The 25,329-nt window shown below is 59.7% G+C and carries 27 protein-coding genes and 1 tRNA gene; 18 read left to right on the top strand and 10 right to left on the bottom strand.

The window, feature by feature from the left end:
- Positions 1 to 42: 42 nt before the first annotated feature.
- Entirely contained in the window at positions 43 to 537 is a 495-nt protein-coding gene (locus ABQX22_RS10340; protein ID WP_349799102.1) for a DUF4124 domain-containing protein, read from the bottom strand.
- Positions 538 to 858: 321 nt separating this feature from the next.
- Between ABQX22_RS10340 and mgtE the strand changes: the two genes are divergently transcribed.
- Entirely contained in the window at positions 859 to 2,301 is a 1,443-nt protein-coding gene (gene mgtE / locus ABQX22_RS10335; RefSeq protein WP_349799100.1) for a magnesium transporter, read from the top strand.
- A 132-nt stretch (positions 2,302 to 2,433) separates the two neighbouring features.
- On the opposite strand, the gene ABQX22_RS10330 is transcribed toward mgtE, so the two are convergent.
- The 4 genes from ABQX22_RS10330 to ABQX22_RS10315 all read right to left on the bottom strand — a co-directional run bounded on the left by ABQX22_RS10330 (position 2,434) and on the right by ABQX22_RS10315 (position 4,002).
- The gene (locus ABQX22_RS10330; protein ID WP_349799098.1) at positions 2,434 to 2,760 is read right to left on the bottom strand and encodes an Arc family DNA-binding protein; all 327 of its coding nucleotides are present in this window, start codon (positions 2,758 to 2,760) and stop codon (positions 2,434 to 2,436) included.
- Positions 2,761 to 3,195: 435 nt separating this feature from the next.
- Positions 3,196 to 3,381, bottom strand: a complete 186-nt coding sequence (locus tag ABQX22_RS10325; protein ID WP_349799096.1) for a PA3371 family protein — start codon at positions 3,379 to 3,381, stop codon at positions 3,196 to 3,198.
- 41 nt (positions 3,382 to 3,422) lie between these two features.
- Complete coding sequence (locus ABQX22_RS10320; protein ID WP_349799094.1) at positions 3,423 to 3,656, bottom strand: hypothetical protein; 234 nt, start codon at positions 3,654 to 3,656, stop codon at positions 3,423 to 3,425.
- Position 3,657: 1 nt separating this feature from the next.
- Complete coding sequence (locus ABQX22_RS10315; RefSeq protein ID WP_349799093.1) at positions 3,658 to 4,002, bottom strand: hypothetical protein; 345 nt, start codon at positions 4,000 to 4,002, stop codon at positions 3,658 to 3,660.
- Between ABQX22_RS10315 and ABQX22_RS10310 the strand changes: the two genes are divergently transcribed.
- From ABQX22_RS10310 to ABQX22_RS10285, 6 genes are all read left to right on the top strand, one after another.
- Positions 3,975 to 4,051 (top strand) — tRNA-Arg (locus ABQX22_RS10310). The two genes, ABQX22_RS10315 and ABQX22_RS10310, sit on opposite strands and share 28 nt — an antisense overlap.
- A 140-nt stretch (positions 4,052 to 4,191) precedes the next feature.
- Positions 4,192 to 4,929 (top strand): SDR family oxidoreductase, encoded by a 738-nt coding sequence (locus ABQX22_RS10305; protein ID WP_349799091.1) that lies wholly within the window; start codon positions 4,192 to 4,194, stop codon positions 4,927 to 4,929.
- Positions 4,930 to 5,089: 160 nt separating this feature from the next.
- Entirely contained in the window at positions 5,090 to 6,694 is a 1,605-nt protein-coding gene (locus ABQX22_RS10300) for a response regulator (protein ID WP_349799089.1), read from the top strand.
- Positions 6,691 to 7,383: a sensor histidine kinase gene (locus ABQX22_RS10295; protein ID WP_349799088.1), complete on the top strand. Its 693-nt coding sequence runs from the start codon at positions 6,691 to 6,693 to the stop codon at positions 7,381 to 7,383. Before ABQX22_RS10300 ends, ABQX22_RS10295 begins: the two co-directional genes overlap by 4 nt.
- 173 nt (positions 7,384 to 7,556) lie before the next feature.
- On the top strand, positions 7,557 to 8,900 hold the full coding sequence (locus tag ABQX22_RS10290) for a glutamine synthetase family protein (protein WP_349799086.1): 1,344 nt from the start codon (positions 7,557 to 7,559) through the stop codon (positions 8,898 to 8,900).
- Positions 8,901 to 8,948: 48 nt separating this feature from the next.
- Complete coding sequence (locus ABQX22_RS10285) at positions 8,949 to 10,394, top strand: MFS transporter (RefSeq protein ID WP_349799084.1); 1,446 nt, start codon at positions 8,949 to 8,951, stop codon at positions 10,392 to 10,394.
- Between the two features lie 159 nt (positions 10,395 to 10,553).
- On the opposite strand, the gene ABQX22_RS10280 is transcribed toward ABQX22_RS10285, so the two are convergent.
- From ABQX22_RS10280 to flgA, 4 genes are all read right to left on the bottom strand, one after another.
- Entirely contained in the window at positions 10,554 to 11,297 is a 744-nt protein-coding gene (locus ABQX22_RS10280; protein ID WP_349799082.1) for a flagellar brake protein, read from the bottom strand.
- A gap of 81 nt (positions 11,298 to 11,378) precedes the next feature.
- A complete protein-coding gene (locus ABQX22_RS10275) occupies positions 11,379 to 11,846 on the bottom strand; it encodes a flagella synthesis protein FlgN (protein ID WP_349799080.1) in 468 nt (155 codons plus the stop codon).
- Positions 11,847 to 11,888: 42 nt separating this feature from the next.
- Positions 11,889 to 12,203, bottom strand: coding sequence for a flagellar biosynthesis anti-sigma factor FlgM (gene flgM / locus ABQX22_RS10270; RefSeq protein ID WP_349799078.1), 315 nt, complete (start codon positions 12,201 to 12,203; stop codon positions 11,889 to 11,891).
- A 157-nt stretch (positions 12,204 to 12,360) separates the two neighbouring features.
- A complete protein-coding gene (gene flgA / locus ABQX22_RS10265; protein WP_349799076.1) occupies positions 12,361 to 13,008 on the bottom strand; it encodes a flagellar basal body P-ring formation chaperone FlgA in 648 nt (215 codons plus the stop codon).
- A gap of 189 nt (positions 13,009 to 13,197) precedes the next feature.
- Here flgA and ABQX22_RS10260 point away from each other — a divergent pair, with 189 nt between their 5' ends.
- The 7 genes from ABQX22_RS10260 (at position 13,198) to ABQX22_RS10230 (ending at position 21,083) form a co-directional block, all read left to right on the top strand.
- Positions 13,198 to 14,130, top strand: coding sequence for a chemotaxis protein CheV (locus ABQX22_RS10260; protein WP_441005263.1), 933 nt, complete (start codon positions 13,198 to 13,200; stop codon positions 14,128 to 14,130).
- A 48-nt stretch (positions 14,131 to 14,178) separates the two neighbouring features.
- Positions 14,179 to 15,006, top strand: coding sequence for a protein-glutamate O-methyltransferase CheR (cheR, locus tag ABQX22_RS10255; RefSeq protein WP_349799072.1), 828 nt, complete (start codon positions 14,179 to 14,181; stop codon positions 15,004 to 15,006).
- Between the two features lie 1,077 nt (positions 15,007 to 16,083).
- Positions 16,084 to 16,491 carry a flagellar basal body rod protein FlgB gene (gene flgB, locus ABQX22_RS10250; RefSeq protein WP_349799070.1) on the top strand — a complete coding sequence of 136 codons (408 nt, stop codon included), beginning with the start codon at positions 16,084 to 16,086 and terminating at the stop codon, positions 16,489 to 16,491.
- Between the two features lie 3 nt (positions 16,492 to 16,494).
- Positions 16,495 to 16,938 (top strand): flagellar basal body rod protein FlgC, encoded by a 444-nt coding sequence (flgC, locus tag ABQX22_RS10245; RefSeq protein ID WP_349799068.1) that lies wholly within the window; start codon positions 16,495 to 16,497, stop codon positions 16,936 to 16,938.
- A gap of 15 nt (positions 16,939 to 16,953) precedes the next feature.
- On the top strand, positions 16,954 to 17,655 hold the full coding sequence (locus ABQX22_RS10240; RefSeq protein ID WP_349799066.1) for a flagellar hook assembly protein FlgD: 702 nt from the start codon (positions 16,954 to 16,956) through the stop codon (positions 17,653 to 17,655).
- A gap of 30 nt (positions 17,656 to 17,685) precedes the next feature.
- On the top strand, positions 17,686 to 19,011 hold the full coding sequence (gene flgE, locus ABQX22_RS10235) for a flagellar hook protein FlgE (protein WP_349799065.1): 1,326 nt from the start codon (positions 17,686 to 17,688) through the stop codon (positions 19,009 to 19,011).
- Between the two features lie 266 nt (positions 19,012 to 19,277).
- A complete protein-coding gene (locus ABQX22_RS10230; protein ID WP_349799063.1) occupies positions 19,278 to 21,083 on the top strand; it encodes a flagellar hook protein FlgE in 1,806 nt (601 codons plus the stop codon).
- A gap of 278 nt (positions 21,084 to 21,361) precedes the next feature.
- On the opposite strand, the gene ABQX22_RS10225 is transcribed toward ABQX22_RS10230, so the two are convergent.
- Positions 21,362 to 21,541 (bottom strand): hypothetical protein, encoded by a 180-nt coding sequence (locus tag ABQX22_RS10225; protein WP_349799061.1) that lies wholly within the window; start codon positions 21,539 to 21,541, stop codon positions 21,362 to 21,364.
- Between the two features lie 281 nt (positions 21,542 to 21,822).
- Between ABQX22_RS10225 and ABQX22_RS10220 the strand changes: the two genes are divergently transcribed.
- From ABQX22_RS10220 to ABQX22_RS10205, 4 genes are all read left to right on the top strand, one after another.
- A complete protein-coding gene (locus ABQX22_RS10220; protein WP_349799224.1) occupies positions 21,823 to 22,554 on the top strand; it encodes a flagellar basal body rod protein FlgF in 732 nt (243 codons plus the stop codon).
- A gap of 45 nt (positions 22,555 to 22,599) precedes the next feature.
- Positions 22,600 to 23,388 carry a flagellar basal-body rod protein FlgG gene (gene flgG, locus ABQX22_RS10215; protein WP_349799059.1) on the top strand — a complete coding sequence of 263 codons (789 nt, stop codon included), beginning with the start codon at positions 22,600 to 22,602 and terminating at the stop codon, positions 23,386 to 23,388.
- A gap of 95 nt (positions 23,389 to 23,483) precedes the next feature.
- Entirely contained in the window at positions 23,484 to 24,197 is a 714-nt protein-coding gene (gene flgH, locus ABQX22_RS10210; RefSeq protein WP_349799057.1) for a flagellar basal body L-ring protein FlgH, read from the top strand.
- Between the two features lie 13 nt (positions 24,198 to 24,210).
- Positions 24,211 to 25,320 carry a flagellar basal body P-ring protein FlgI gene (locus ABQX22_RS10205; RefSeq protein WP_349799055.1) on the top strand — a complete coding sequence of 370 codons (1,110 nt, stop codon included), beginning with the start codon at positions 24,211 to 24,213 and terminating at the stop codon, positions 25,318 to 25,320.
- The last annotated feature ends 9 nt before the right edge of the window (positions 25,321 to 25,329 follow it).

The raw sequence follows: 25,329 nt of genomic DNA, 5'->3' as shown, positions 1-25,329 counted from the left end.
AACAAACGAAGAGCCCGCATGAAAATGCGGGCTTTTTGCTGTCTAGCGTTTACCTTTTACGCAGCCGTCTTCGTCGAATGTCACCTGGCTGCTGCGGCCTTTCTTCTCGTTGTAGACGTACCGTACTTCTCCGTTCCTGCTGATGATCTTGTCCGGTTTGCCGAGCATGCTTTCCACGTCTCGCTTGGTCATGCCCGCTGGCGTCTGCAGGTTGATGATTGCGCGGCGTCGTTGATCGGCACTCAGGCGGCTGCCGCAGCCATCATCGTGCTGTCCGACCACCACCAGCTCTTTGGGCGCTATCGCCGGGGTGCGCGTGATGCGCGTCGCGCCTTCGGCCGGGGGTAGGTAGATGGCCGGTGTGCCCGGCGGTGCGTTGAACGCTTCCTGAGCCTGAACTGTCTGCCCCAGCGGGCAGCCGAGCGTGGTAAACGTGATTTTGCCGGCGCTGTCTTCACAGCGATGCACCGTGGTGGCGACCGCTTGAATGGGCAGCAGCAGTAGGGCGCTGATGAGCAAGTGGCGGGTAGATGGCATTTCTGCGTCCTCCGTGACGGGTCTCCCGGCAGACTAGCCAGCCGCTATTTCCAGTGCGAGCGTGTTTTCTTCTCGGGATGTGACGTCGTGGCAGTAACGACTCGGACGCTTGTGAAGATTGCGTTGCAAGCGGTTGTTCCGCGATGAATTTTTAACGTGCAGCGCCACCAAGCGGTGTATGATTGCGCGCGTCAGCCCCGCCGGGGCTTGTGGAAATCCTCCATGGACCTACCCAGTAGTTACTCTGAATTAAGTTGCACCAATCAAGAATCGACTGATTGATCTCTCGGCGTGCTCCACTGCTGGGAGTGGAGTTCGCCTATGACCGAAATAGAAGTAAAGAAAACGCAGGAAAGCCTTCAGGATCGCCTCGCGCAAGTCATCGATTTGCTGCAGCGTCAGCGTATCGTCGAGGACCTGACGCATCGCCAGGAAGGCCAGCACCAGGACCGGGTTGAAAAACTGGTTCACCGGCAGAATCTCGTCGAGCTGCAACGCAAGCTCGAAGATCTTCACTCTGCCGACGTCGCCTATATTCTTGAAGCGCTACCCCTCGAAGACCGTTTGACCGTCTGGCAGCTGGTCAAGGCTGAGCGCGACGGCGACATCCTTCTCGAAGTATCCGATTCCGTTCGTGAAACCCTGATCGCCGACATGGACGATCATGAGCTGCTGGCCGCCGCCAAGGAAATGGACGCGGACGAACTGGCGGACCTCGCGCCGGAATTGCCGCGTGACGTGGTTCATGAGCTGATGGAAGCTTTGGACAGCCAGCAACGCGAACGCGTGCGCTCGGCCTTGTCCTACAACGAAGACCAGGTCGGCGCCTTGATGGACTTCGAGATGGTGACGATCCGTGAGGATGTCAGTCTCGAGGTGGTACTGCGCTACTTGCGCCGTCTCAAGGAATTGCCGGGCCACACCGACAAATTGTTTGTCGTTGATTACGACGGCGTGCTCAAGGGCGTGCTGCCGATCAAGCGTCTGCTCGTGAATGATCCGGAAAAGCAGGTGGCCGATGTCATGGCCAACGACCCGGTCAGTTTTCATCCCGACGGCGATGCGTACGAAGCCGCCCAGGCTTTCGAGCGCTATGACCTTATTTCTTCGCCAGTCGTGGACAAGAACGGCAAGTTGATCGGTCGACTGACCATCGATGAAATGGTCGACCTGATTCGTGAAGAAAGTGAGACCGAAGTCCTGAACATGGCCGGTCTGCGCGAAGAGGAAGACATCTTCGCATCGGTCTGGCGCTCTTTGCGCAACCGTTGGGCCTGGCTGGCGGTCAACCTCGTCACCGCGTTCATTGCGTCGCGTGTGATCGGGCTGTTCGAGGGCTCGATCGAGAAACTCGTCGCGCTGGCCGCCTTGATGCCGATCGTGGCCGGGATCGGGGGCAACTCGGGAAACCAGACCATTACCATGATCGTACGCGCCATGGCGCTCGATCAGGTCAGCACCGGCAATACCTCGCGCCTGATGCGCAAGGAGCTGGTGGTGGGCTTGATCAACGGGCTGGTGTGGGGCGGGGTGATCGGCATCGTCGCCTACCTGCTTTACGGCAGTTGGTCGCTGGGGGTGGTGATGACCGCTGCGATGACGTTGAACCTGTTACTGGCCGCACTGATGGGTGTCTTGATTCCGATGACGTTAGCGCGTCTGGGACGTGACCCGGCCATGGGTGCGAGCGTGATGATCACGGCGATGACTGACAGTGGCGGGTTCTTCATCTTCCTGGGTCTGGCAACTATCTTCCTGCTTTGAATCCAACTACAACAAAACCGCCACCAGGCGGTTTTTGTTTTTCTAGGCTGTATTAAAACCTTCTTTCCACAGTATCTCGCGCACAAAAAAGCCAGCTAAGCGCTGGCATTTAAGTCTCTGGGGAACGACGAGTTATTCGTCTTCGTTAGCCAGGCTAGTGTCATGGGCAATGAGCGAAACCAAAGCATTCTGTTGGCGATGTGCGAGCTGACGGAAGCGTTGCAGCAGTTCGCGCTCGTGGAGGGAAAGCTCAGGGCTGTCCAAGCGCATGCTTAGCTCGTCGCCCAGTGCGCCTTCCTGAATAAGGCTTTGTTCGAGGCGGGCAATAATTTCCGAATTCATGCTGCGGTGGTGTTGTTTGGCGACATCCGCAATACGTTCGCGCATGCCTTCTGGAAGGCGGACAACGAACTTGTCTGCTGTGCGACTTGAATAATTGGCCTGTTTCATAGGGCTCATATAGATAACCGAATTAGTTCAAAGAGGGAGGCGGTTCTTGCATTGGCCGCGAGAGGTGATCCTGTGACTGTCATTTTGGCTAAATGTTCAACCTGCCAACAAATGGCCCGCCATGATGCACCAACATGACGGATCCTTGGCGTCAAATCTGTGACAAATATTGAACGAGATAAAGGCGTTTAGCCAGCACCAATTATCAGGAATGCGCTCCAGTTTGCAAAGTTCCTGCATACCACTGGTCGAAAGCTACCTACAAGAATGCGACTGCATCGCACCATGATGGCTATCTGTCTCCAGCGTAGGTGGGTACGGGGAAATAATCGAGCAAGCGTTTAAGAAAGAGACGAAGGGTCTTTAATGGGTGGCGGGGATTGAGCGAAGAAAGGCGTGTGGCGCGTGTCGGGAAGTGCGTTCAAAGCCTGGACAGTGCCAGACTCAGCGCAGAACTGGGTCGAACTTGAATCGTCTACCCAAGAACAGCGCGACGACAAATAAGCACGCAAAAACACCAGCGGCGGATTTAGCCACCAAATTCAGTGCGCCAGCCGGCGCTGGCAGCAGTTGATCCACAGCAAGGGCCATGATGGCGAGGACAAAAAACGACAGCGCTGTTTTGGACATGTTAAGTCTCTTCAAAGGGGGCGAAACGGCCTGATGCGTGCTTAGAACACCCAGCGTTGTGAACGGTCCACGCTGATTGCTTCGTTGACATCGTTGGCCAGCATCGCGTCAGACCGCTGTACCTGCAGGGTGGCGATGCGTGGACCCTGCTTGAGCAGATAATGAGGCTGAGCCTGTACTAAGACACTCTCGGTTTTATTTCCATCGTCGTGAAAATGGAAAGCGACCAATGTCACCAGCGCCACGGCGTTCAACAGGGAGAGTGTCATATTCATCTCAAGGTACCTTCGCTCTGGCTTGGTGTAATTTTTCTGAAGGAGATTTCTTACAGTGAATATTGCACGGCGCATGCCATTTTTCTTTTATAAAAAAACCTATATAAATCAATGGTTTAAATTTGATTATGGGTTGGCCCGCATTGCACATTGCAATGATGTCATTTTGAACTGTTGCAAATTGCACGATGAAGCGGGGAACTCTCGGCGTCGGGCGGTGTACTACAGCGTTGAGCGTCAATGACGACATGACAAAACAATGGCATGCCGGTACCATGCACGCCGTTCCGTTGGCGCCATCATGCGTGCCGACACCGTGTCCCAGTAGCTCAATTGGATAGAGCATCCCCCTCCTAAGGGGAAGGCTGGCAGTTCGAACCTGCCCTGGGACACCACTCATTCTGCACCGCCCCTCGACAGCATCAGGCAATCATCCCGAAGAATCGGACTATCGTCGCCACGTGACATTTTTCTAGTCTGAACGTGAACGGGCACTCAGCGTTTTTGCCCTCATCCCTCGGAATGGAGCGTCACCATGTCTGATATCTCAGGAAAAGTTGTCGTCATCACCGGTGCCAGCAGCGGCATTGGCGAAGCCACCGCGCGTCTGCTGGCGGAAAAGGGTGCCCATGTCGTGTTGGGCGCTCGTCGTACGGATCTTCTTGAAACGCTCTGCGCCGATCTCGTCGAACGCGGCGCCAGCGCTGTGTACAAGGCCGTGGACGTCACTGTGCGTGCCGACGTGCAGGCGCTGATCGACTATGCCAACGATCAACATGGGCGTGTGGACGTGATCATCAATAACGCGGGCGTCATGCCGCTCTCGAAACTGGAAGCGCTCAAGGTCTCGGAATGGGATCAGATGATCGACGTCAACATCCGCGGCGTGCTGCACGGTATTGCCGCCGGGTTGCCGCTGATGCAGCAGCAGAAATCCGGGCAGTTCATCAATATTGCGTCCATCGGCGCCTACGCCGTCAGCCCTACCGCCGCGGTGTACTGCGCGACCAAATACGCGGTGCGCGCCATTTCCGAAGGGCTGCGCCAGGAGGTCGGAGGGGCTATCCGCGTCACCCTGATCTCACCGGGCGTGACGGAGTCGGAGTTGGCCGACAGCATTTCCGACGAGGGTGGCCGCAATGAAATGCGTGAGTTTCGCAAGATCGCCATCCCGGCCACGGCGATTGCCCGGGCGATCGCGTATGCGGTCGAGCAGCCGGCAGACGTGGATGTCAGCGAGCTGATCGTTCGTCCCACCGCCAGCCCGTTCTGAGGCGGGTGTGTTTGCCGCGGTGCATTCGTGCCGCCGCGTCAGACGTTGTCCTGTTCTCATCTTTGCGTCGCTCCCGCCGATAAACGCTGTAAGCCGCACCTGCCAGGCAACATGCCGCCCGGGTGCAGGCATTTCTTTATTGCCCGGGACATGAATTTCGATGCTGGCATGGAACCAGAGAAGCTTTCTGATCGTTGATGATTTCTCCGATTTTCGCAGCGCTGTGAGGTCGATGCTGCGTGAGCTGGGCGTCAAGGAAGTCGATACGGCAGACTCCGGCGAGCAGGCGCTGCGCATGTGCTCGCAGAAGCGTTATGACTTTATCCTGAACGACTTCAACCTCGGCGACGGCAAGAAGAACGGCCAGCAAGTGCTGGAAGATCTGATGACCGACCGGCTCATCAGCCACGAAAGTGTGTTCGTGATGGTGACTGCGGAAAACAGTCAGGCCATGGTCATGAGTGCGTTGGAGTGGGAGCCCGATGCTTACCTGACCAAGCCGTTCAACCGCGCAGGGCTTGCCCAGCGGCTGGAAAAAATCGTCCAGCGCAAGCACGTGTTGAAACCGATCCTGCAAGCGCTTGATCGCAACAAGCCGGCCGAGGTGCTGGCCGCCTGTGCCCAACTTGTTCAGAACGAGCCGCGCATTGCGCCCATGTGCCTGCGTTACAAGGCCGACGCGCTGCGCGACCTGAAGCAGTACGACACGCTTGAGGCGCTGCTCAAGGCGCTGCTCGCCGATCGTCCCCAGCCGTGGGCGTACGCCGCGTTGGGCAAGTTGTTGTACCGCCAGCAACGTCATCCCGAGGCGATGGCCGTCTACCAGGCAGCGATCAAGGCGTTCCCGATGATGCCGGTGTTGTTTGACGGTCTGGCCGATGTGCTGGTGGCCAGCGGCGACGCCAAGGGCGCGCAAGGGGCGCTTGAAGAGGCGGTGAAATTATCGCCGTACGCGGTTCGCCGCCAGCGCCTGCTGGGCAAGCTGGCATTGGCCAACGAGGACTTCGACAGTGCCTCCAAGGCCTATCGGCAGGCGGTGGCGCAGGGGCAGTTTTCGCGCTTCAAGGACCCGGAAAGCAATCTTGGCCTGGCGCAGTCGCTCATCAGCAAAGGCGGCGAACGCGGGCTGGATGCCCGGTCGCGGATCGAGATCAATCAGACGCTGACCCAAGTCGCCAAGGACCATGCGCAGGACAACGGCCTGCAGGTGCGCGCGCGCTTGATGAAAGCCACCAGTGTGAAAGCCTCCGACCCGGAACTGGCGGCGTCGCTGATCGAACAGGCCGTGGCACGACTCGACGACACCGAGCAGTTTCTGAGCGCCGATGCAGCGCTGGCGGTCGCGTCGCAGCTCACGCAGCTGGGCCGTGAGGATGCCAGTGCAGGCGTTCTGACGAACTGTGCGCAGCGGTATGGCGACGATCCTGCCGTGATGGACCGCATCGCGTTGCAGACCGACGATCCGCACATCCTCAACATCGGCCAGGCGGCCATCGACCTGAACGCCCAAGGTATCCGCCGCTACCGGGCAGGGCATCTCGGCGAAGCGCAGGACCTGTTCCGCCGCGCCCTCGCGTTGCAGCCCAAGAACATCAGCATCGCGTTGAACATGGCGCAGTCGCTGTTGCACATCGGCGTGCAGAATCTCGACGCGGCGGCGTTGCTCGAATGTCAGGCCAGCCTGAAAGAGGTCGGCCAGATGCCTGACACCGACGCGCGCTACTCGCGTTATCAAAAACTGCGGAGCAAGGCGTTCGGCGTATGAAGGAGCAGGGCCCGGGGCTGGATTTTTCGATGGTGATTGCCTCCACCGTCCACGACATGAAGAACGCCCTGGCCAGCCTGATCCATGCCCACGGCCAGTTGCAGGCGCAATTGCCGCAGAACCTGCGCAGAACGCCGGAACAAGGTGTGATCGAGTATGAGTTCGCGCACCTGAACGGCATGCTGGTGCAACTGCTCGGGCTCTACAAACTGGGCGTCAACCAGCTGCCGCTGCGGCCCGATTATCATGAGCTGGATGATTTCCTTGAGGCGCAGTTGGCGCTGCACGAGGAAGTGCTGAACAGTCGCGGCATCACGGCGCGCTATCAGGTGGATGAGCTGGAGTCGCCCGGTTTCTTCGACCGCGACCTGATTGGCTCGGTGGTGTCGAACGTGGTGGTCAATGCGGTGCGTTATGCGCGTCAGCACATCGTGATCGGGGCAGCGCACGTGGGCGGGCAACTGGTGATCAGCGTCAACGACGACGGGCCAGGTTTCCCCGCGCAGATGATCGAGCAACAGACCGAGAGTGAACTGGGCCTCAATCAACGCACGGGCAGCACGGGCCTTGGCTTGTATTTCGCGGCGCAGATTGCCGATCAGCATCAACGTCAGGGCGTGCGTGGCCATATCGAAATCGCCAACGGCGGTGAGCTGGGCGGCGGCCTGTTCAGCCTTTTCCTGCCGTAGCGCTTTATCCAGAGCGGGTGTACGTGTTCGCGCAAGGTCATGAGCAGGTGCACTCAGCAGCATTATTGACGAAGTGGTCAGGACCGCTTCGCCGCGCTTGAAATTCCGGACGCCTGACGTTTAGTGTGTTCGCCTGGCCAATGAACGGCCTGCCACCGAAAAGGATTTGATTCATGAGCAGCGATGGCCACAGTTCACTCGCGCAGCGATTGATGGGCATTGATGAAGTGGAATGCGTGACCCCCGACCTCAATGGTGTACCGCGGGGCAAGGTCATGACGGCTGAGGGGTTCCTCGAAGGTCGTCGGCTGCAGTTGGCGCGGGGTGTGCTGCTGCAATGCATCATGGGCGGATACCCGCCGGCCCGGTTCTATGGCAGCGACGATGGCGATCTGGCGCTGGTGGCCGATCCCGGTCAGATCCACCGCTTGCCATGGAGCGAAGAACCCCGCGCGTTGGCGATCTGCGATGCCGATGAACTGGACGGCGGCCCTTCGCCCCTGTCGACACGCGGCCAGCTCAAGAAGGTCATTGCGGGCTATGCCGCACTGGGTCTGGCGCCGGTGGTGGCGACCGAAATCGAGTTCTTTGTGTTTGCGCCCAATCCCGATCCGACCCAGCCGTTCAAGCCGCCGGTGGGCCTGGACGGTCGCCGCGAGGAGGGCCACAGCGCCTTCAGTGTCAGTTCCAACAGTGGCTTGCGGCCGTTCTTCAGTGAAGTCTATAAATGCATGGCCGCGCTGGGGATGCCCCGCGATACCGTGATGCACGAAATGGGCGTCAGCCAGTTCGAAATCAATCTGCTGCACGGCGATCCGTTACTGCTGGCCGACCAGACCTTTCTGTTCAAGCACCTGCTCAAGGAAGTGGCGCTCAAGCATGGCCTGACGGTGGTCTGTATGGCCAAGCCGCTGGCGCACACACCGGGCAGCTCGATGCACATTCATCAGAGTGTGGTGGACGCGACCACCGGGCAAAACGTATTCAGCGACGATCACGGCGAGCCCACCCCGGTGTTCCGTCATTTCATCGGCGGCCAGCAGGCGGCAATGGCTGACTTCACGGCCTTGTTCGCGCCCAACGTCAATTCCTACCAGCGCCTGTGTCACCCGTTCGCCTCCCCCAATAACGCCTGCTGGTCCCATGACAACCGCGCGGCCGGTCTGCGGATTCCGGCCAGCGCGCCGGTGGCCAGACGGGTGGAGAACCGTCTGCCAGGTGCTGACGCCAATCCATACCTGGCTATCGCAGCGAGTCTGGCTGCCGGGCTGCATGGCATCGAGCACGCGATGGAACCGTGCGAACCGATCCAGGGTGAATTCGTGGTGCCGGACCATTTGTCGTTGCCATGTACCTTGCATGCCGCTCTTGAACGTCTGAAACGCAGTCAGTTGGCCAAGGAACTGTTCGGTTCCGAGTTCATCGAAGGCTACGTTGCATCCAAGACCCTGGAACTGACCAGTTTCCTTGATGAAATCACACCCTGGGAACGCCGCGTTCTGGCGGCTCAGGCTTAAGAACCGTTGTTCGTCCTCTCCTGATGAGAGGGCGATTTTGGAACATTGATGCGCCAAATCTGGAAGTCCTTTCGAGCGCTGTATTTTGCCTCGCTGATGATGTTGATCGGCTCGGGTCTGTTGAGTACCTACCTTGCCTTGCGTCTGGCCGCCGATCAGGTCGATGGCCTGTGGGTCGGTGCGCTGATGGCTGCCAACTATGTGGGGCTGGCCCTGGGTGGCAAGATCGGTCACCGGTTGATCGGCCGCGTCGGGCATATCCGCGCCTACGCCACCTGCGCCGGTATTGTCGGGGCCGCGGTGCTTGGGCATGGCTTGATCAACTACCTGCCGGCGTGGATCTTCCTGCGGATGATTGTCGGCCTGGGCATGATGTGCCAGTACATGGTGATCGAGAGCTGGCTCAATGAGCAGGCCTCGCCCAAGCAGCGCGGCATGGTGTTCAGCGCTTACATGATCGCGTCCTATCTGGGGCTGGTGCTGGGGCAGTTGATCCTGGTGATTCATCCCCAACTCGGCCTGGAACTGCTGATGCTGGTGGCGCTGTGTTTTGCACTGTGCCTGGTCCCGGTCGCCATGACCCGCAGCATTCACCCCGCGCCCATGCACCCGGCGCCGCTTGAGCCGTTGTTCTTCATGCGCCGGGTACCGCAGTCGCTGACCACGGTGTTCAGCGCGGGCATGATCATCGGTTCGTTCTACGGCCTGGCGCCGCTGTATGCCGCGCAGCAGGGCCTGACCACCGAGCACATCGGTGTGTTCATGGGTTGCTGCATCGGTGCGGGGCTGTTGGTGCAATGGCCGCTGGGCTGGCTGTCGGATCGCTACGACCGGGCCTGGTTGATTCGTGGCGTGGCCGGGCTGCTGGTATTGGCCTCGTTGCCACTGGCGATCTTCCCCGATGTGCCGATCGAGGTGCTGTTTGCGGTGGGTTTCGCGGCGTCGTTGCTGCAGTTTTCGCTGTACCCGCTGGCGGTCGCGTTTTCCAACGACCACGTCGAAGGCGAACGTCGCGTGTCGCTGACGGCCATGCTGTTGATGACCTACGGCGTCGGCGCAAGTATCGGCCCGTTGGCGTCAGGCGTGCTGATGAAGATGTTCGGCAGCAACATGCTGTACGCCTTCGTCTGCTTCACGGCGCTGATCCTGACTCTGCGGATCCGTCCGAAAGCGGTCACCAATCTGCACCAGGTCGAAGATGCACCGCTGCACCACATCGCCATGCCGGACAGCATGTCCAGCTCGCCGCTGGTGGTGGCTCTCGACCCGCGTGTGGATGAGCAGGTGGTTCAGGAACAGATGCAGGACACTGTCGAGCCGGAGCCGGAGCCTGAGCCGGAAGTGGAGGGTTCGGAGTACGTGCCGGAGCCACCGCTCAGCGATGACTACATGGCGCCGGCCACCTCGGAAGAGGCCACGACCGAACCGCAACCGGCACGCCCGAACCCCGCGCTCGATGCGTCGCACGATGTGGGGATTGATCGACCGATGTAAGCGGGGGCCGAGCTGCCGCTTTGCGGCAGATCGCAGGCAAGCCAGCTCCCACGCCTTCGGCAGAAGCGGAATTCATTCAGTGTGGTTTTCGGTTCTGGCCGAAGGCCGTGGGAGCGCAACTTGCTCGCGAGGGCTGGCTGCCAGCCCTCGCGGTCGAGATCAGAAGAAGTCGTCGTCTTTGTCGAAGCGGCGGGCTTCGCGCTGGAGCTGGTAGACGAAGCGTTCGACCTGACGCTGCACCAGTCCACTCATGTTGTGGAAGCGCACGCCGGCAAACGTGGTGTTGATCCGCTCTTCGAAGTGCAGATGGCGCAGCTCGACCGGCGCGGTCAAGGCGCCGAAGGGCAGGTCGGCACCGAAGCGTTCGTAGACTTGCCCCAGTTGCAGGCGCTCGGTCACATCGCCCTCGAAGCGCAACTTGCAACCGGTGGCGGAGATGTCCAGCAACTTGCCCTTGAGGGCAGTCCGCAGCCGGTCTCCTGCCAGATCGACGTTGACCAGCGACGCCAGCTTCAAGGCTGCACGAAAGGCACTGCGGCGTTGGTGATAGACGATTTCTTCAGGCAGGGGGCCGCGATAGCCACGCGGTTCGTCAATGACCGTCAGTTGCGCCTTGCATTCCCAGGCGATACGCACACCATCATGGAAACATTCGACCTTGAACGGTTCGCCAGCGGCCAGAAAACGCTCGGCGTCGCTGGGGATCATCTCATCGAACGTCACCTGTTGGCCGTCTCGATCGATGTCAGTGATATAGCTCTGGAAACGCTGGGTGCGCTCGTGAAAGGTGATGATCAGCGGATCATGGCTTTCCAGCAGAAGGCGCAGGCTGGCAGCGACTTCCAGCGGCGTTGTAAGCACCTTCGGGGGCTGCGGAACATCTTCCGCGCTTGAGGCATTCACGGGTAATCATCTCCAGGCAAAATACGACAGCGTAAGGCTTGCAGCATTTTGCCAGCATGTTTCACGCCTTGATACAGGAAGTTACACCTGGCTGAGCGGGCGTGGCCGTGCTTTCCCGGACGTCGATCCGCGGCTGTCATACAGCGTGGGGGTGTCGCCGCCATTGAGGATGGCCAGCTGATGACCGGTCTTGATCTGTTGCATCTGGATCAGCAGACCGTTTTCTTCGTTGATCGCTTTGCACTCATTCATCAACGCGTTCAATTCATCGCCCGCCGTGAGCAGCTCGGCGCCGACCGACGAGTGTTTGGCCACTTCTTCCAACCCATTGCGATTGGTGGGCAGGCCCAGACTGGCCAACAATTTGCTGCGGGCTCGACCGTGCTGGTCCAGAACGATCACCAGCGCCTGCTTCTGCGCCAGGATGTGTTCCATTTCGAGCATATCGCGACCATGCAAAGCGATGGACTCGGCCCTGAGCAGCTCGGCCAGGTGCCGGGTCGGTGCGATATCGTCGTTGATCAGTTGCAGCAAAGTAGTGTCTTGCATCGCATGCTCTGGGATTAAGCGTCCAGAAGCCCCGGCGCGGGCTTAGCGCTGGGCTTCGAAATTGAGAAGTTTGCTGGCAACGCGGTTGCTGTCGACCTTGTAGCTGCCATCTGCAATTGCCGCTTTCAGTTCAGCCACACGGGCGGAATTGACGGCAGGCTGATCGCGCAGCGAATCAGTGATCTTCTGCAACTGTTGAGCTTCACTGCTCAGATGTACTGCCTCACCACTGCTCACACTGGCGGAACTGCTCACCGGCGTTACCGCTTCGGTTTTGCTGGTTTCCTTGGTGGCCGCCGTACGAGTTGTACTGGCGACGGCAGTGGAGCTGTTCAAACGATTGAAGTCGATGACCATGATTGAAAACCTCTGGGTTCTTGGACGCTTGCTTTGCTTTCGGCCCGACTCGGAATAACTTTAGGGCCCATGCGAAACAGTCTCGAATGGACTTCGCACAGGACGCACAGGTCATCAGTCTAGAAAAAGCGCAGGCACAGCGCCAGAGGTCATCGCTTTACATGGGCACCTCCACTTGGCCGGGAGCGGTCACATTGGCCTTGATCACGCGTTGGGAATTCAGGTTTTTCACCCGTATTTGCTCGTTGAAACCGCCATCGGAGAGGGCTTCGCCGGGCATGCGCACGCTCATTGAACCGCTGCGGGCGATGATCACCACCTGATCGCCTTTCTTGACCAATTCCGGTTGTTGGAGGTGTACCGGGGTCAGAATCTGATCGATGACCGTTGGTCGGACAACTTTCTGCCCGACCGCCTGATCGAGGGAATCCAGGAAACCTTGCCCCAGCAGGCCGACATCCCGTTCACGCAGCGCCACGTCGCCGTCGGACACGATCGCATCGCGCTTCATGGGGCGAACCACGGTCACGACGTTGCGAAACAGATGTACCTGCGCCGGTACAAACACGGTCCACGGGGAGCCGCCTTCACAGCGTACGCGCACGGTCACGCGGCCAAGAGGCTGCGCCGGGCTCTCTAGAGATGCCGTCAATTCCTTGTCACAAAACGGCATGCGCAGACGCGGATCCAGCTGTTTGACTTCAATCTCATAGCGGCCGACCGTCTGGCTGGTTGCCAGATAGTCTTCAACCGTGAATTCAAGAAAGCCCTGGGTCACGCCGATAAGTTGTTCAGGCAACGTCACGTTGTCTGCGCGACTGATGCTTGCAACAGCCAACAGGCACAAAGCAGCCATCGCGCAGAGTAATCTGCGGGTCAGGGATGTCAGGCGTCGAAATACTGTCGTTTGTGTCTTCATGACAAGGTAAATAGCAAGGCCCGTGCCGCTTGCCGACAGGTGATGGGTAATTGGTCGTTTTGGGAGGGGTTGGGCATGGCTGGTGTTATGGATTCAGTGAACCAGCGCACTCAACTGGTAGGGCAGAACCGCCTTGAACTGTTGTTATTCCGTCTGGAAGGCAAGCAGTTGTATGGGATCAACGTGTTCAAGGTAAAAGAGGTGCTTCAGTGCCCAAAACTTACCCATCTGCCCAGGTCCAGTCCGATTGTGCGCGGTATTGCCAATATTCGTGGTGGGACCATTCCCATCCTCGATCTGGCAATGGCAACAGGGGCGCCGGCGTTAGCCAGCACGGATAACGCGTTCGTGATCATCACGGAGTACAACACCAAGATTCAGGGTTTTCTGGTGCATTCGGTCGAACGCATCGTGAACATGAACTGGGAAGACATCCATCCGCCACCCCGGGGAACGGGTCGCGATCACTACCTCACGGCAGTGACCCGGCTTGACGACCAGTTGGTGGAAATCATCGACGTCGAGAAAATCCTCGCCGAGGTTGCGCCGGTTTCCGAGAATATTTCGGTGGGTGTGGTCGATGCGGAAACCCAGCACAAGGCGCTGTCGCTCAAAGTGCTGACCGTTGATGATTCTTCAGTGGCACGTAAACAGGTAACCCGTTGTCTACAAACCGTCGGCGTGGAAGTCACGGCGCTCAATGACGGTCGTCAGGCCCTTGAGTTCCTGCGCAAGCTGGTCGACGAGGGCAAAAAGCCTGAAGAAGAATTTCTGATGATGATTTCCGACATTGAAATGCCGGAAATGGACGGCTATACCCTGACTGCAGAGATCCGAAGTGATCCGCGCATGCAAAAGCTGCACATCGTGCTGCATACCTCGTTGTCCGGTGTATTCAACCAGGCGATGGTGAAGAAAGTGGGCGCCGACGATTTCCTGGCCAAATTCCGGCCCGACGATCTGGCAGCCCGGGTGGTCGATCGCATCAAGGCAGCAGACCTAAGCTAGACAAACCGGAGCGTCGTTCCTGGTTGTTCACGAAATTTGAGAGGCGGCATGTCTACAGGTAATTTGGATTTTGAACAGTTCCGGGTCTTCCTGGAAAAAGCCTGTGGCATTTTGCTGGGTGAGAATAAGCAGTATCTGGTTTCCAGCCGCCTCAACAAGCTGATGGAGCAGCAGGGCTTCAAGTCGTTGGGAGAGTTGATTCAGCGTATCCAGTCCCAGCCGCGCAGCGGGTTGCGCGAGCAGGTGGTGGATGCCATGACGACCAACGAAACCTTGTGGTTTCGGGATACCTACCCCTTCGAAGTGCTGAAGAACAAAGTGCTCCCCGAGCAGCTCAAGGCCAGCCCGGGCCTGCGTCCGCGGATCTGGTCGGCGGCGTGTTCGTCGGGGCAGGAACCGTTTTCGCTGTCGATGTCGTTCGATGAGTTCGAGCGCAGCAATCCCGGTCAGTTGAAGGGCGGGGCGCAGATCGTGGCGACGGATTTGTCTGGCGCCATGCTCAATACCTGCAAGACGGGTGAGTACGACAGCCTGGCGATCGGGCGCGGTTTGTCGCCGGATCGGCTGCAGCGTTATTTCGATCAGAAGACGCCGGGTCGCTGGACGATCAAGACGCCGATCAAGAACCGTGTGGAGTTCCGCTCGTTCAATCTGTTGGACAGTTACGCGGCGCTGGGCAAGTTCGATATCGTGTTTTGCCGGAACGTGTTGATCTACTTCTCGGCGGAGGTGAAGAAGGACATTTTGCTGCGTATTCACGGTACGTTGAAGCCGGGCGGCTATTTGTTCCTGGGGGCGTCCGAGGCGCTGAACGGGTTGCCGGATCACTATCAGATGGTGCAATGCAGTCCGGGGATTATTTACCAGGCCAAGTGAGACCGGGTAAGTGATGGATTGAAAGAAACCCTGCTTTGGCGGGGTTTTTTTATGGGTAACCACGGTTCCGTGTAGGAGCATTCGGAGGTTGCGACGGGCGCGATGCGGTCTAGCTGACACGCCTTGGGCCTCGGGTGGTGTGAATATCCGTTATTTGTATGTGCTGTTGTTATGGTTCCGCCCTTACGGCGGGTCACTTTTGTAAAAGCGACAAAAGTAACCAAAAACGCTTTGCTCCTGGTTTGGCCCGACTTCGTCGGGTTCCCTCACTCCGGCGACGCTCCGTGGGCACGCCGCCAACGGCCATCCATGGCCTGGGGCGGCTAGCGCGGCATCCATGCCGCGCTGCCCACTCCGCGCCGCCTGCGTTCGGCCTGCACCCAAGTCGCGATGTGTGGCGTTTGGACTGGCGTGGAAAAAGATCAAAAGCGAAGCGCCCGTTGCGCTTGCTGATCGTTCCAACGCTCCGCGTGGGAATACTGCCCTGGACGCTCTGCGTCCAATGACGCGGAGCGTCATGCTTTTTCTTCTGGCGTGCAGAGATGGTGTGAGCACCACAAATTGCGACTTTGGGAGGCCGAGCGCAGGCATTGCGTAGGGGACAGCGCGGCATGGATGCCGCGCTAGCCGCCCCAGGCCATGGATGGCCGTTGGCGGCGCGTCCCCGGAGCAGTGCCGGAGCGAGGGAACCCCGACGAAGGAGGGGCCGGACACGGGAGCAGGGCCTTTTTGGTTACTTTTTTCTGGGCCGGCAATCCGGGCTCTTGAAAAAAGTGACCCCTTGTAAGAGCGGAACCGATATCAGTCACGCCCCCAATAATGGATATACACACAAACCAACCCTGTCAGACACACTATAGGGGAACGTAGGCAATGCCCAACCCCCCGCAAGCGGCAAAAAAACGGCACGGCCATTGCCGCTTTCCGCCCTGACAGCGGAAATCCCTTGCCGCTTTTCTGGCATGACCGCACCGCACCTGCCCTGCAACCCGCGTAAAACCTGCGTTCCGCGAAGTGGCACGGGGCTTGCTATGACCTAATCATGAAAATCTGGTCAACCGGCAAAGGTTTCCCGACATGAGCATCAGTTTTGAAAACGCCCTGGGCATCCACGAGAAAGCGCTGAACTTCCGCGCCCAACGTGCAGAAGTGCTGGCCAACAACATCACCAACGCTGACACGCCGAACTACAAGGCGCGTGACCTGGATTTCTCCAAGGTCCTGGCCGCGCAGAGCGAAAAGTCCACCAACGGCACCTTCGCGTTGAACATGACCAACAGCCATCACATTGAAGCTGAAGGCTTGAGCGACGACCAGGGCTCGTTGATGTACCGCACGCCGACGCAGCCTTCGCTGGACCAGAACACCGTCGATGCGCAGGTCGAGAACGCCAATTACGCCGAGAACGCCATTGGGTTCCAGGCGAGCTTCACCTTGCTCAACAGTAAGTTCAAAGGGCTGGTTGCAGCCCTTCGCGGAGAATAAGCCATGTCGCTATCCAGTGTGTTCAACATCGCCGGGAGTGGCATGAGTGCCCAGAACACTCGCCTGAACACCGTCGCCAGTAACATCGCCAACGCCGAAACGGTCTCGTCCAGCATGGACGCGACCTACCGCGCACGGCACCCGGTCTTTGCCACCGTGTTTCAAGGGCAGGACGGCAGCAGCAGCGGCTCGTTGTTCGAAGACCAGGGCGCGGCCGGTTCCGGCGTGCAGGTGTCCGGCATCGTCGAGGACGCCTCCAACCTGGAAGCGCGCTACGAGCCTAACCATCCGGCAGCGGACAAGAACGGTTACGTGTACTACCCCAACGTCAACGTGGTGAACGAGATGGCGGACATGATCTCGGCCAGTCGTTCGTTCCAGACCAACGCGGAAATCATGAACACCGCCAAGACAATGATGCAGAAGGTCCTGACCCTGGGTCAGTGATAAGGAACGCCAGCCATGACAACAGTTGATAACAGTACCGGCGCCAGCGCCTACCTCAAATCGCTACAGACCGCCGGTTCTACGACGGCCGGTGATTCGGCCACGGGCGCAAGCAGCCTGGGTAAGGATTCGTTCCTGCAGTTGCTGGTCACCCAGATGCAGAACCAGAACCCGCTCGACCCCCAGGACAACAGTGAATTCGTTGCGCAGCTGGCCCAGTTCAGCAGCCTTGAAACCATGCAGAACCTGAGCACCTCGGTCGACTCGATCAGTGGCATGTATCAGTCGTCCCAGGCCTTGCAGGCGTCGTCGCTGGTGGGCAGTTCGGTGATCGTCGACGTGGGTTCGACCACCGTCGACACCACCGCTGGCCTGACCGGCACGGTCATTGTGCCGGGTGCCGCCACCATGAGTTCGGTCAAGGTGTACGACGCCAGCGGCAACATCGTGCGCACCATCGACATGGGCGAACAGACGGGGGCCAGCAACGCCAAGTTCTCGTGGGACGGCAAGGACGAGACCGGCAACGTGTTGCCGACCGGCACGTACAGCTTCAAGGCGGACGCGACCATCGATGGCACCAGCACATCGCTGGCCACGTACCTGCCAGCCACTGTCAGCAGCGTCACCATGGGCACGGCCACTTCTGCCATGACTCTCAACCTGGCCAATGGCGCGACTATCGCCATGGACAAAGTTAAACAAATCGGAATATAGAGCCGACTCGACGGCGCAGGAGTTTGAAACATGTCTTTCAATATCGGCCTTACAGGGCTCTATGCAGCGAACAAAAGTCTCGACGTCACCGGCAACAACATTGCCAACGTCGCGACCGTCGGTTTCAAATCTTCCCGTGCGGAGTTTGCAGACCAATATTCGCAATCGATTCGTGGCACGTCCGGCAGCACTAACGTCGGCAGCGGCGTGACCACTGCGGCAGTGACCCAGCAATTTACCCAAGGCTCTTTGAGCACCGGTACCGGTCGTGACCTGGACCTGGCGATCAATGGCGGCGGTTTCTTCACGATGAGCAACAACGGCGAGAAGTTATATACCCGCGCCGGTGCTTTTCACACGGACACCGAAGGCAACGTCATCGACAACGCCGGCAATAACTTGCAGGGTTACAGCCTCGATGCCAGCGGCAATCTTGCTACTGGCGTGCTGACCAACCTGCGTGTCGATACCGCCAACATGCCGGCCAAAGCCACGACCACGGTGACGATCGCCTCGAACCTGGATTCCACGTCGCCGGTCATTACCAGCACGTTCAATCCGGACGACGTCACCACTTACACCTCGCCACTGCACACGCCGATCTACGACAGCCAGGGCAATCAGCACACCCTGGATCAGTATTTCTCGAAGACGGGCACCAACACCTGGACCATGTACACGCTGGTCGATGGCCGCAGCATTTCCAACCCGGGTACCACCCCGGTCGTGCCGGACCAGACCACGGTCAGCTTTGACTCGTACGGCAAGCTGGTGACCACCCCTGCGCCAACGTCGACGGCCAACGTCGCGGTCAACGCCGACGGTACGTTCCAGCTCAACAACTGGGTGCCTGCCACGAAGACCACCACCGGCACTACCACCACCTGGACCGCCAATGGCGCCGTCGGTAACCCTGCCGGCATGAAGCTGGACATGTTGGCCACCACCCAGAACAACTCGGCATCGGGCGCCTTGAGCAAGAGCCAGGACGGTAACGCGGTCGGGCAGATGAGCGCGATGAGCGTTGATTCCTCGGGACGTATGTTCGCCACCTACACCAACGGCTCGTCGCGCACGATCGGTCAGGTCGCGCTCACCAACTTCGCCAACGTGCAGGGCCTGTCGCCTGCCGGTGGTACGGCCTGGCGTGAAACCTACGCCTCGGGTATCCCGGTCACCGGCGCGCCGGAAACCGGTACGCTGGGCAACATTACCGGTTCGGCACTGGAAGAATCCAACGTCGACCTGACCGGTGAGCTGGTCAACCTGATCAAGGCGCAGAGCAACTATCAGGCGAACGCGAAAACCATTTCCACGCAAAGCACCATCATGCAGACCATCATTCAGATGACCTGATAACACCGGCCTTATTGCGGTGTACAAAGCCCCTCTTCGGAGGGGCTTTTTTTTGCCTGTTATTTGAGGGTGTCGGCGCAGATATCCGGATGATATTCGGCCGGAAATATATAGAGACGTCCCACTCTATAACTAGAAAATTCCTACTTTCGATACTGCGAGAATCATTTTGCAACCCCTGATGCCGCGCTGTTTATGAGCAGCACGGGGGCGCGCCAATAAAAACGCGTATTCAAAGTGTCGTCGCCGACGGCGTGGGAGTGTTCATGTCTTTCAATATCGCAGTGTCCGGTTTAAAGGCTTCTCATAAACGGCTGGAAGTGGCAGGCAACAATATCGCCAACGTCGGGACCGCAGGGTTCAAGTCATCGCGTCCGGAGTTCTCGGCGGTGTATGCGTCAACTCATCTGGGGGGCGGCGCGGCGGCGGGCAGTGGGGTGCAGGTGGCCAATGTCTCGCAGAACTTCAGCGCCGGCAGCATTCTGGGCGGGCAGGGCAGGCAGCTGGACATGCGCATCCAGGGCAAGGGCTTTTTCGTGATGAGCGACGACGGCGCCCTGAGTTACAGCCGCGCAGGGGCCTTCGAAAAGGACGCCAACGATTTTGTCGTCGACAGCCACGGCAGCCGCTTGCAGGGCTATGGCGTGAATGCCAATGGCGAGATTGCCAGCGGGGTGCGCACGGACCTGAAGATCGACACCGCCAACATGGCGCCCAAGGCCACCAGCAAGATCGGCCAGACCATCAACCTCGATTCATCGGCCGCTTCCCTGGCGGCATTGCCGGTCTTCGATCCCAATGACCCGCGCACCTACACCCGCGTGCGCACGCAAACGATCCAGGATGCCGGCGTTCCGGCGGTCAAGGCAGTCACCGGCACGGACAGTCAGGGCAATGTGGTGATCATCACCCCCGCCAAGGCCGCCGTTCCCCCGCAAAACCATGAGCTCAAGCAGTATTTCGTCCGCACCGACGGCAATCAGTGGACGTCTCACGTGCTGATCGACGGCGTCAATCCACTGGACCCGGCGACCCGTTCACCGCTGCAGATGGCGCTGATCAAATCCCCGGGCGGCAACGTAGTGCTCAGCACGGTCAGCGCGGCCATCGACAAGGTGTCCGACACCGAGCTGGCGTTGCGCAACTGGGTGCCGGCGCACAACGTCAATGGCAACTGGACCGCCAGCGGCGCCGCCACTACCGGGCCGGTCAGCCTGCCGTTGACGGACGGCCCGGCGCCGATGCTCGATGACACCGATCCGCTGATGCCACGACCGGTGCCGCCGTTCGATCGCACGGACATCACCACCTACAACAAGACCTTCCCCAGCACCGTGTACGACAGCCTGGGCAATCGGCACAGCCTTGATCAGTACTTCGTCAAGGACGGCAGCAACAGCTGGAAGCTGCATGTGCTGGTGAATGGTCGTCATCCTGCCGACCCTTCACGCACCGACCCGCTCACGGCGAGTGTCGTGTTCGATTCCAATGGCGGCGTGCAGTCGCTGGTCGGTGGGCCAGGGTTTACGGCCAGCAACGGGAAGTTGACGATCGCAGGGTGGGTGCCGTCCAAGCAGGAGAACGCCCAGGCCGGCGGCCGCTGGGTGGGCAATGGCGCGGCAGGCAATGTCGACGGCATCACCCTTGACCTGAACAGACTGACCCAGCACAACGCCGAAACGGCGCGCGTCTCACCGCAGATCGATGGGCATGCGTCGGGTCATATCGTCGGTTTGCTGATCGACCCCAAGGGGATCATGAGCGCCAGTTTCGACAACGGCCTGCACCGCAAGATCGGCCAGGTGATGCTCGCCACCTTTGCCAACGAGCAAGGGCTGCAACCGACCAGCAACACGCGCTGGAAGGAAACCCACGATTCAGGTGTGGCCGAATACGATGCGGCCGGGACGGGCTCGCTGGGCAGCGTGATTTCCGGTTCGCTGGAAGGCTCGAACGTGCAACTGACCGATGAACTGGTGGAGCTGATCCAGGCGCAGACCTCCTACCAGGCCAACTCCAAAACCCTGTCCACCGAGGCAGAGATGATGCAAACCCTGATCCGCGCGACGTGACCGCCGAAGTCTCACGGCGAACGCATGCGCCTACAGGGTGGTAGCGGATCTCTTGACGCTCAGCGTCATTGGACGCGGAGCGTCCAGGGCTGCATTCCCACGCGGAGCGTGGGAACGATCAAGCGAGTGAGCGCGTGCCTTTTTTGAGATTAAAGAATGAAGACTGATCGCTCCCACGCTCCGCGTGGTAGCGCAATGGATAACGCTCTGCGTCAAGGCACGCGGGGCGTCGGGGGCTGCCCTCCCACGCGAAGCGCGGGAACGATCAAAAGGGCGGTTTACATCGAACAGTCGGACCTCACGTACGGCCCGGCGATCCGGGTCCAGCCGTGGCCGGGGGTGGTCTGGGTGCAGACGGTTCTGTCCTTGCCTTGCCAGATCCAGTAATGCGCAGGCGCTGCCCACGCTAATGCCGAACAGGCGCAGAAGAGCAGGGTGATGGCGAAGCGCAAAGGCATGTCGGTTTTCCGTTGACTAAAGGCTGTTGATCGAGAGTGCTGCAAGGATCGCTCCGCTTGCGCAGTTTTTTTGGCGGCCGCTCGGGGGAATGTCGGGCAAAACGGCGGTCTGCCGTCGCGGCGGGTTTTGTCGGGCGGATTTCGCGGCGGCCTCGGCCCGTAACCATTGGAAAATCAGCGCTTTGTATCACTTCTGAAAAACTGGTTCGATTATTGCTATGTCCTGCTTAGAACAGCTACAGGCGGCAAGCGTCTGTCGGAGGAGGAAGACTGTGGACAAGATGCTTTATGTCGCCATGAGCGGTGCATCCGAAAATGCCATCGCCCAAAAGGCCCACGCCAACAACCTGGCAAACGTCTCGACCAACGGGTTTCAGCGTGACCTCGAACAGGCTCGCTCGATGCCTGTGTACGGTGATGTCATGCCGTCCCGGGCGTACGCCATGAGCGAACGCCCCGGCACCGACTTCAGCGCCGGCGCGATGATTGACACCGGCCGCGACCTGGACGTTGCCGTCAAGGGCGATGGCTGGATGGCGGTGCAGACCGCCGACGGTGGCGAAGCCTACACCCGCACCTCCAGCATGAACATCGACGCGCTGGGCGTGTTGCGTGATGGCAATGGATTGCCGGTCATGGGCAATGCCGGGCCGATTGCCGTGCCGCCTCAGCAACAGATCGAGATCGGCGCCGATGGCACGATCAGCGTTCGCTCGCTGGGCGAGAGCCCGCAAGTCATGGCCCAGATCGACCGCATCAAGCTGGTCCGTCCGGACCTGGCCAACATGGAAAAAGGCCCTGACGGCCTGATGCACACCAAGGATGGCCGGCCTGCGCAGGTGGATGCCAACGTGCAGGTCGAGTCCGGTTTCCTGCAAGCGAGCAACGTGAACGCGGTAGCGGAGATGACCTCGGTGCTGGCGCTTTCTCGCCAATTCGAATTGCACATCAAGATGATGAAGACCGCTGAGCAGGATGACGAGTCGATGGCTCGCGTCTTGCAAATGGGCTAATGACTGACAGCTTGCGCCGATAATCAGGCGCTCGAGGAGATTTAAATGCTTCCGGCACTTTATGTAGCGAAAACCGGTTTGGCCGCTCAGGACATGAACCTGACCACCATTTCGAACAACCTGGCGAACGTCTCGACCACCGGTTTCAAAAGTGATCGCGCCGAATTCCAGGACCTGCTCTATCAGATCAAGCGTCAGCCAGGTGCTCAGTCCACTCAGGACAGCGAACTGCCATCCGGCCTGCAACTGGGTACCGGTGTGCGCATCGTCGGCACCCAGAAAAACTTCACCGCCGGCAGCCTGCAGACCACCAACCAGCCGCTGGACATGGCCGTCAACGGTCGTGGCTTTTTCCAGGTGCGTCAGCCCGACGGCACCCTGGCGTACACCCGTGACGGTACGTTCCACCTGGACAGCAATGGCCAGATCGTGACCGCCAACGGATACGCGCTGGAGCCGGCCATCGTCGTTCCACAGGATTCCCAGACCTTCACCGTGGGCGAAGACGGCACCGTGTCGATTACTACCTCGACCAACACCGCCACGCCACAAGTGATCGGCAACCTGCAGACCGCTGACTTCATCAACCCGGCCGGCCTGCAATCCCAGGGCGGCAACCTGTACCTGGAAACCGCTTCCAGCGGTGCACCGCAAGTCGGTACACCGGGCCTGAACGGTCTGGGCGTGGTCAAGCAGAACACCCTGGAAAACTCCAACGTCAGCACCGTTGAAGAACTGGTGAACATGATCACCACGCAGCGCGCCTACGAGATGAACTCCAAGGTGATCTCCACCGCCGACTCGATGCTGCAGTTTGTGACGCAGAACCTGTAACGCCTGATTCACGCTGTGCCGCTGTTCGAATATGTATGGATCAACCTGATGAGGCGTCTCGACCGCGCCTGCTCCACCGCGAGGTTTTAAGTGTCATGAAACGGCTTCCTGTTCTGCGCCTTTGTGTGTTGGTAGCGTCGGTCAGCGGACTGTCGGTATTGGCGGGCTGCGTTGCGCCTGCGGCCAAGCCCAATGACCCTTATTACGCGCCGGTGTTGCCGCGCACACCGTTGCCTTCGGCCGCCAACAACGGGTCGATTTATCAGTCCGGTTTCGAGCAGAACCTGTACGGCGACCGCAAGGCTTACCGGGTCGGCGACATCATCACCATTACCCTGTCGGAAAGAATGGCCGCCAGCAAAGCAGCGAGCTCCGACATCAGCAAATCCAGCAACACCAGCATCGGCCTGACCTCGCTGTTTGGCGCGGGCGTGAGCACCAAGAACCCGGTGGGCGGCGGCAATCTGAGCCTGAACGCCGGGTACAGCGGTGATCGCGACGCCTCCGGCGACGGCAAGGCCGCGCAGAGCAACAGCCTGACCGGTTCGGTGACCGTGACCGTCGCGGATGTGTTGCCCAACGGCATCCTGTCGGTCCGCGGCGAAAAGTGGATGACGCTCAACACCGGTGACGAACTGGTCCGCATCGCAGGGCTCGTTCGCGCTGACGACATCGCCACCGACAACACCGTTTCGTCCACCCGTGTGGCCGACGCGCGCATCACTTATTCCGGTACAGGCGCGTTTGCCGATTCCAGCCAGCCAGGGTGGTTCGACCGATTCTTCCTCAGCCCGTTGTTCCCTTTCTGATAGCGGGATAGCCATGATCAACTTCAAGCAACTGATAGCGGCAGCCTTGCTCGTGTCCGCAGCCTTCGGTGCTCACGCCGAACGGCTGAAAGACATCGCCAGCATCTCCGGCGTGCGCAGCAACCAATTGATCGGCTACGGCCTGGTGGTTGGCCTGAACGGTACGGGCGACCAGACCACACAGACCCCGTTCACCCTGCAGACCTTCAACAACATGCTGTCGCAGTTCGGCATCAAGGTGCCGGCCGGCTCCGGCACCGTGCAGTTGAAGAACGTCGCGGCCGTGGCGGTGTACGCCGATTTGCCGGCGTTCTCCAAGCCCGGTCAGCAGATCGACATCACCGTGTCGTCCATCGGTAACTCCAAAAGCCTGCGCGGCGGCGCCCTGTTGATGACCCCGATGAAGGGTATCGACGGCAACGTCTACGCGGTGGCTCAGGGCAACCTGGTGGTCGGCGGTTTTGACGCCGAAGGCCGCGACGGTTCCAAGATAACGGTCAACGTGCCGTCCTCCGGTCGCATTCCCGGCGGTGCTTCGGTAGAGCGCTCGGTGCCGAGCGGTTTCAACCAGGGCAACACGCTGACGCTGAACCTCAACCGCTCCGATTTCACCACCGCCAAGCGCGTGGTCGACACCATCAACCAGCTGCTCGGCCCGGGCGTTGCCCAGGCGGTTGACGGCGGTTCGGTGCGTGTCACGGCGCCCCTTGATCCAGGCCAGCGCGTCGATTACCTGTCGGTGCTGGAAAACCTTGAAGTGGATCCGGGCCAGACCTCGGCCAAAGTCATCATCAACTCGCGTACCGGCACCATCGTGATCGGCCAGAACGTCAAGGTGTCGCCGGCAGCGGTGACCCATGGCAGCCTGACCGTGACCATCACCGAAGACCCGATTGTCAGCCAGCCCGGCGCTTTGTCCGGCGGCCAGACGGCGGTGGTGCCGCGCTCGAAAATCAACGCTCAGCAAGAGCTGCACCCGATGTTCAAATTCGGCCCCGGCACCACGCTGGACGAAATCGTGCGTGCGGTTAACCAGGTCGGCGCAGCCCCTGGCGACCTGATGGCCATTCTCGAAGCCTTGAAGCAGGCCGGCGCGTTGCAAGCCGACCTGATCGTGATTTAAGGGAAACCC

Source organism: Xanthomonas sp. WHRI 1810A, from assembly GCF_040202885.1.
In the GTDB taxonomy this organism is placed as follows: Bacteria; Pseudomonadota; Gammaproteobacteria; order Pseudomonadales; family Pseudomonadaceae; genus Aquipseudomonas.
Note: the sequence above shows the minus strand (reverse complement) of the source record. Positions and strands in the feature narration are given on the sequence as shown.

Bases quoted from the DNA above. Each gene is read 5' to 3' on its own strand.
- ABQX22_RS10340 (WP_349799102.1), bottom strand. From the start codon at position 537: ATGCCATCTACCCGCCACTTGCTCATCAGCGCCCTACTGCTGCTGCCC.
- mgtE (WP_349799100.1), top strand. From the start codon at position 859: ATGACCGAAATAGAAGTAAAGAAAACGCAGGAAAGCCTTCAGGATCGC.
- ABQX22_RS10330 (WP_349799098.1), bottom strand. From the start codon at position 2,760: ATGAGCCCTATGAAACAGGCCAATTATTCAAGTCGCACAGCAGACAAG.
- ABQX22_RS10325 (WP_349799096.1), bottom strand. From the start codon at position 3,381: ATGTCCAAAACAGCGCTGTCGTTTTTTGTCCTCGCCATCATGGCCCTT.
- ABQX22_RS10320 (WP_349799094.1), bottom strand. From the start codon at position 3,656: ATGAATATGACACTCTCCCTGTTGAACGCCGTGGCGCTGGTGACATTG.
- ABQX22_RS10315 (WP_349799093.1), bottom strand. From the start codon at position 4,002: ATGCTCTATCCAATTGAGCTACTGGGACACGGTGTCGGCACGCATGAT.
- ABQX22_RS10305 (WP_349799091.1), top strand. From the start codon at position 4,192: ATGTCTGATATCTCAGGAAAAGTTGTCGTCATCACCGGTGCCAGCAGC.
- ABQX22_RS10300 (WP_349799089.1), top strand. From the start codon at position 5,090: ATGCTGGCATGGAACCAGAGAAGCTTTCTGATCGTTGATGATTTCTCC.
- ABQX22_RS10295 (WP_349799088.1), top strand. From the start codon at position 6,691: ATGAAGGAGCAGGGCCCGGGGCTGGATTTTTCGATGGTGATTGCCTCC.
- ABQX22_RS10290 (WP_349799086.1), top strand. From the start codon at position 7,557: ATGAGCAGCGATGGCCACAGTTCACTCGCGCAGCGATTGATGGGCATT.
- ABQX22_RS10285 (WP_349799084.1), top strand. From the start codon at position 8,949: ATGCGCCAAATCTGGAAGTCCTTTCGAGCGCTGTATTTTGCCTCGCTG.
- ABQX22_RS10275 (WP_349799080.1), bottom strand. From the start codon at position 11,846: ATGCAAGACACTACTTTGCTGCAACTGATCAACGACGATATCGCACCG.
- flgM (WP_349799078.1), bottom strand. From the start codon at position 12,203: ATGGTCATCGACTTCAATCGTTTGAACAGCTCCACTGCCGTCGCCAGT.
- ABQX22_RS10260 (WP_441005263.1), top strand. From the start codon at position 13,198: ATGGCTGGTGTTATGGATTCAGTGAACCAGCGCACTCAACTGGTAGGG.
- cheR (WP_349799072.1), top strand. From the start codon at position 14,179: ATGTCTACAGGTAATTTGGATTTTGAACAGTTCCGGGTCTTCCTGGAA.
- flgB (WP_349799070.1), top strand. From the start codon at position 16,084: ATGAGCATCAGTTTTGAAAACGCCCTGGGCATCCACGAGAAAGCGCTG.
- flgC (WP_349799068.1), top strand. From the start codon at position 16,495: ATGTCGCTATCCAGTGTGTTCAACATCGCCGGGAGTGGCATGAGTGCC.
- ABQX22_RS10240 (WP_349799066.1), top strand. From the start codon at position 16,954: ATGACAACAGTTGATAACAGTACCGGCGCCAGCGCCTACCTCAAATCG.
- flgE (WP_349799065.1), top strand. From the start codon at position 17,686: ATGTCTTTCAATATCGGCCTTACAGGGCTCTATGCAGCGAACAAAAGT.
- ABQX22_RS10230 (WP_349799063.1), top strand. From the start codon at position 19,278: ATGTCTTTCAATATCGCAGTGTCCGGTTTAAAGGCTTCTCATAAACGG.
- ABQX22_RS10225 (WP_349799061.1), bottom strand. From the start codon at position 21,541: ATGCCTTTGCGCTTCGCCATCACCCTGCTCTTCTGCGCCTGTTCGGCA.
- ABQX22_RS10220 (WP_349799224.1), top strand. From the start codon at position 21,823: ATGCTTTATGTCGCCATGAGCGGTGCATCCGAAAATGCCATCGCCCAA.
- flgG (WP_349799059.1), top strand. From the start codon at position 22,600: ATGCTTCCGGCACTTTATGTAGCGAAAACCGGTTTGGCCGCTCAGGAC.
- flgH (WP_349799057.1), top strand. From the start codon at position 23,484: ATGAAACGGCTTCCTGTTCTGCGCCTTTGTGTGTTGGTAGCGTCGGTC.
- ABQX22_RS10205 (WP_349799055.1), top strand. From the start codon at position 24,211: ATGATCAACTTCAAGCAACTGATAGCGGCAGCCTTGCTCGTGTCCGCA.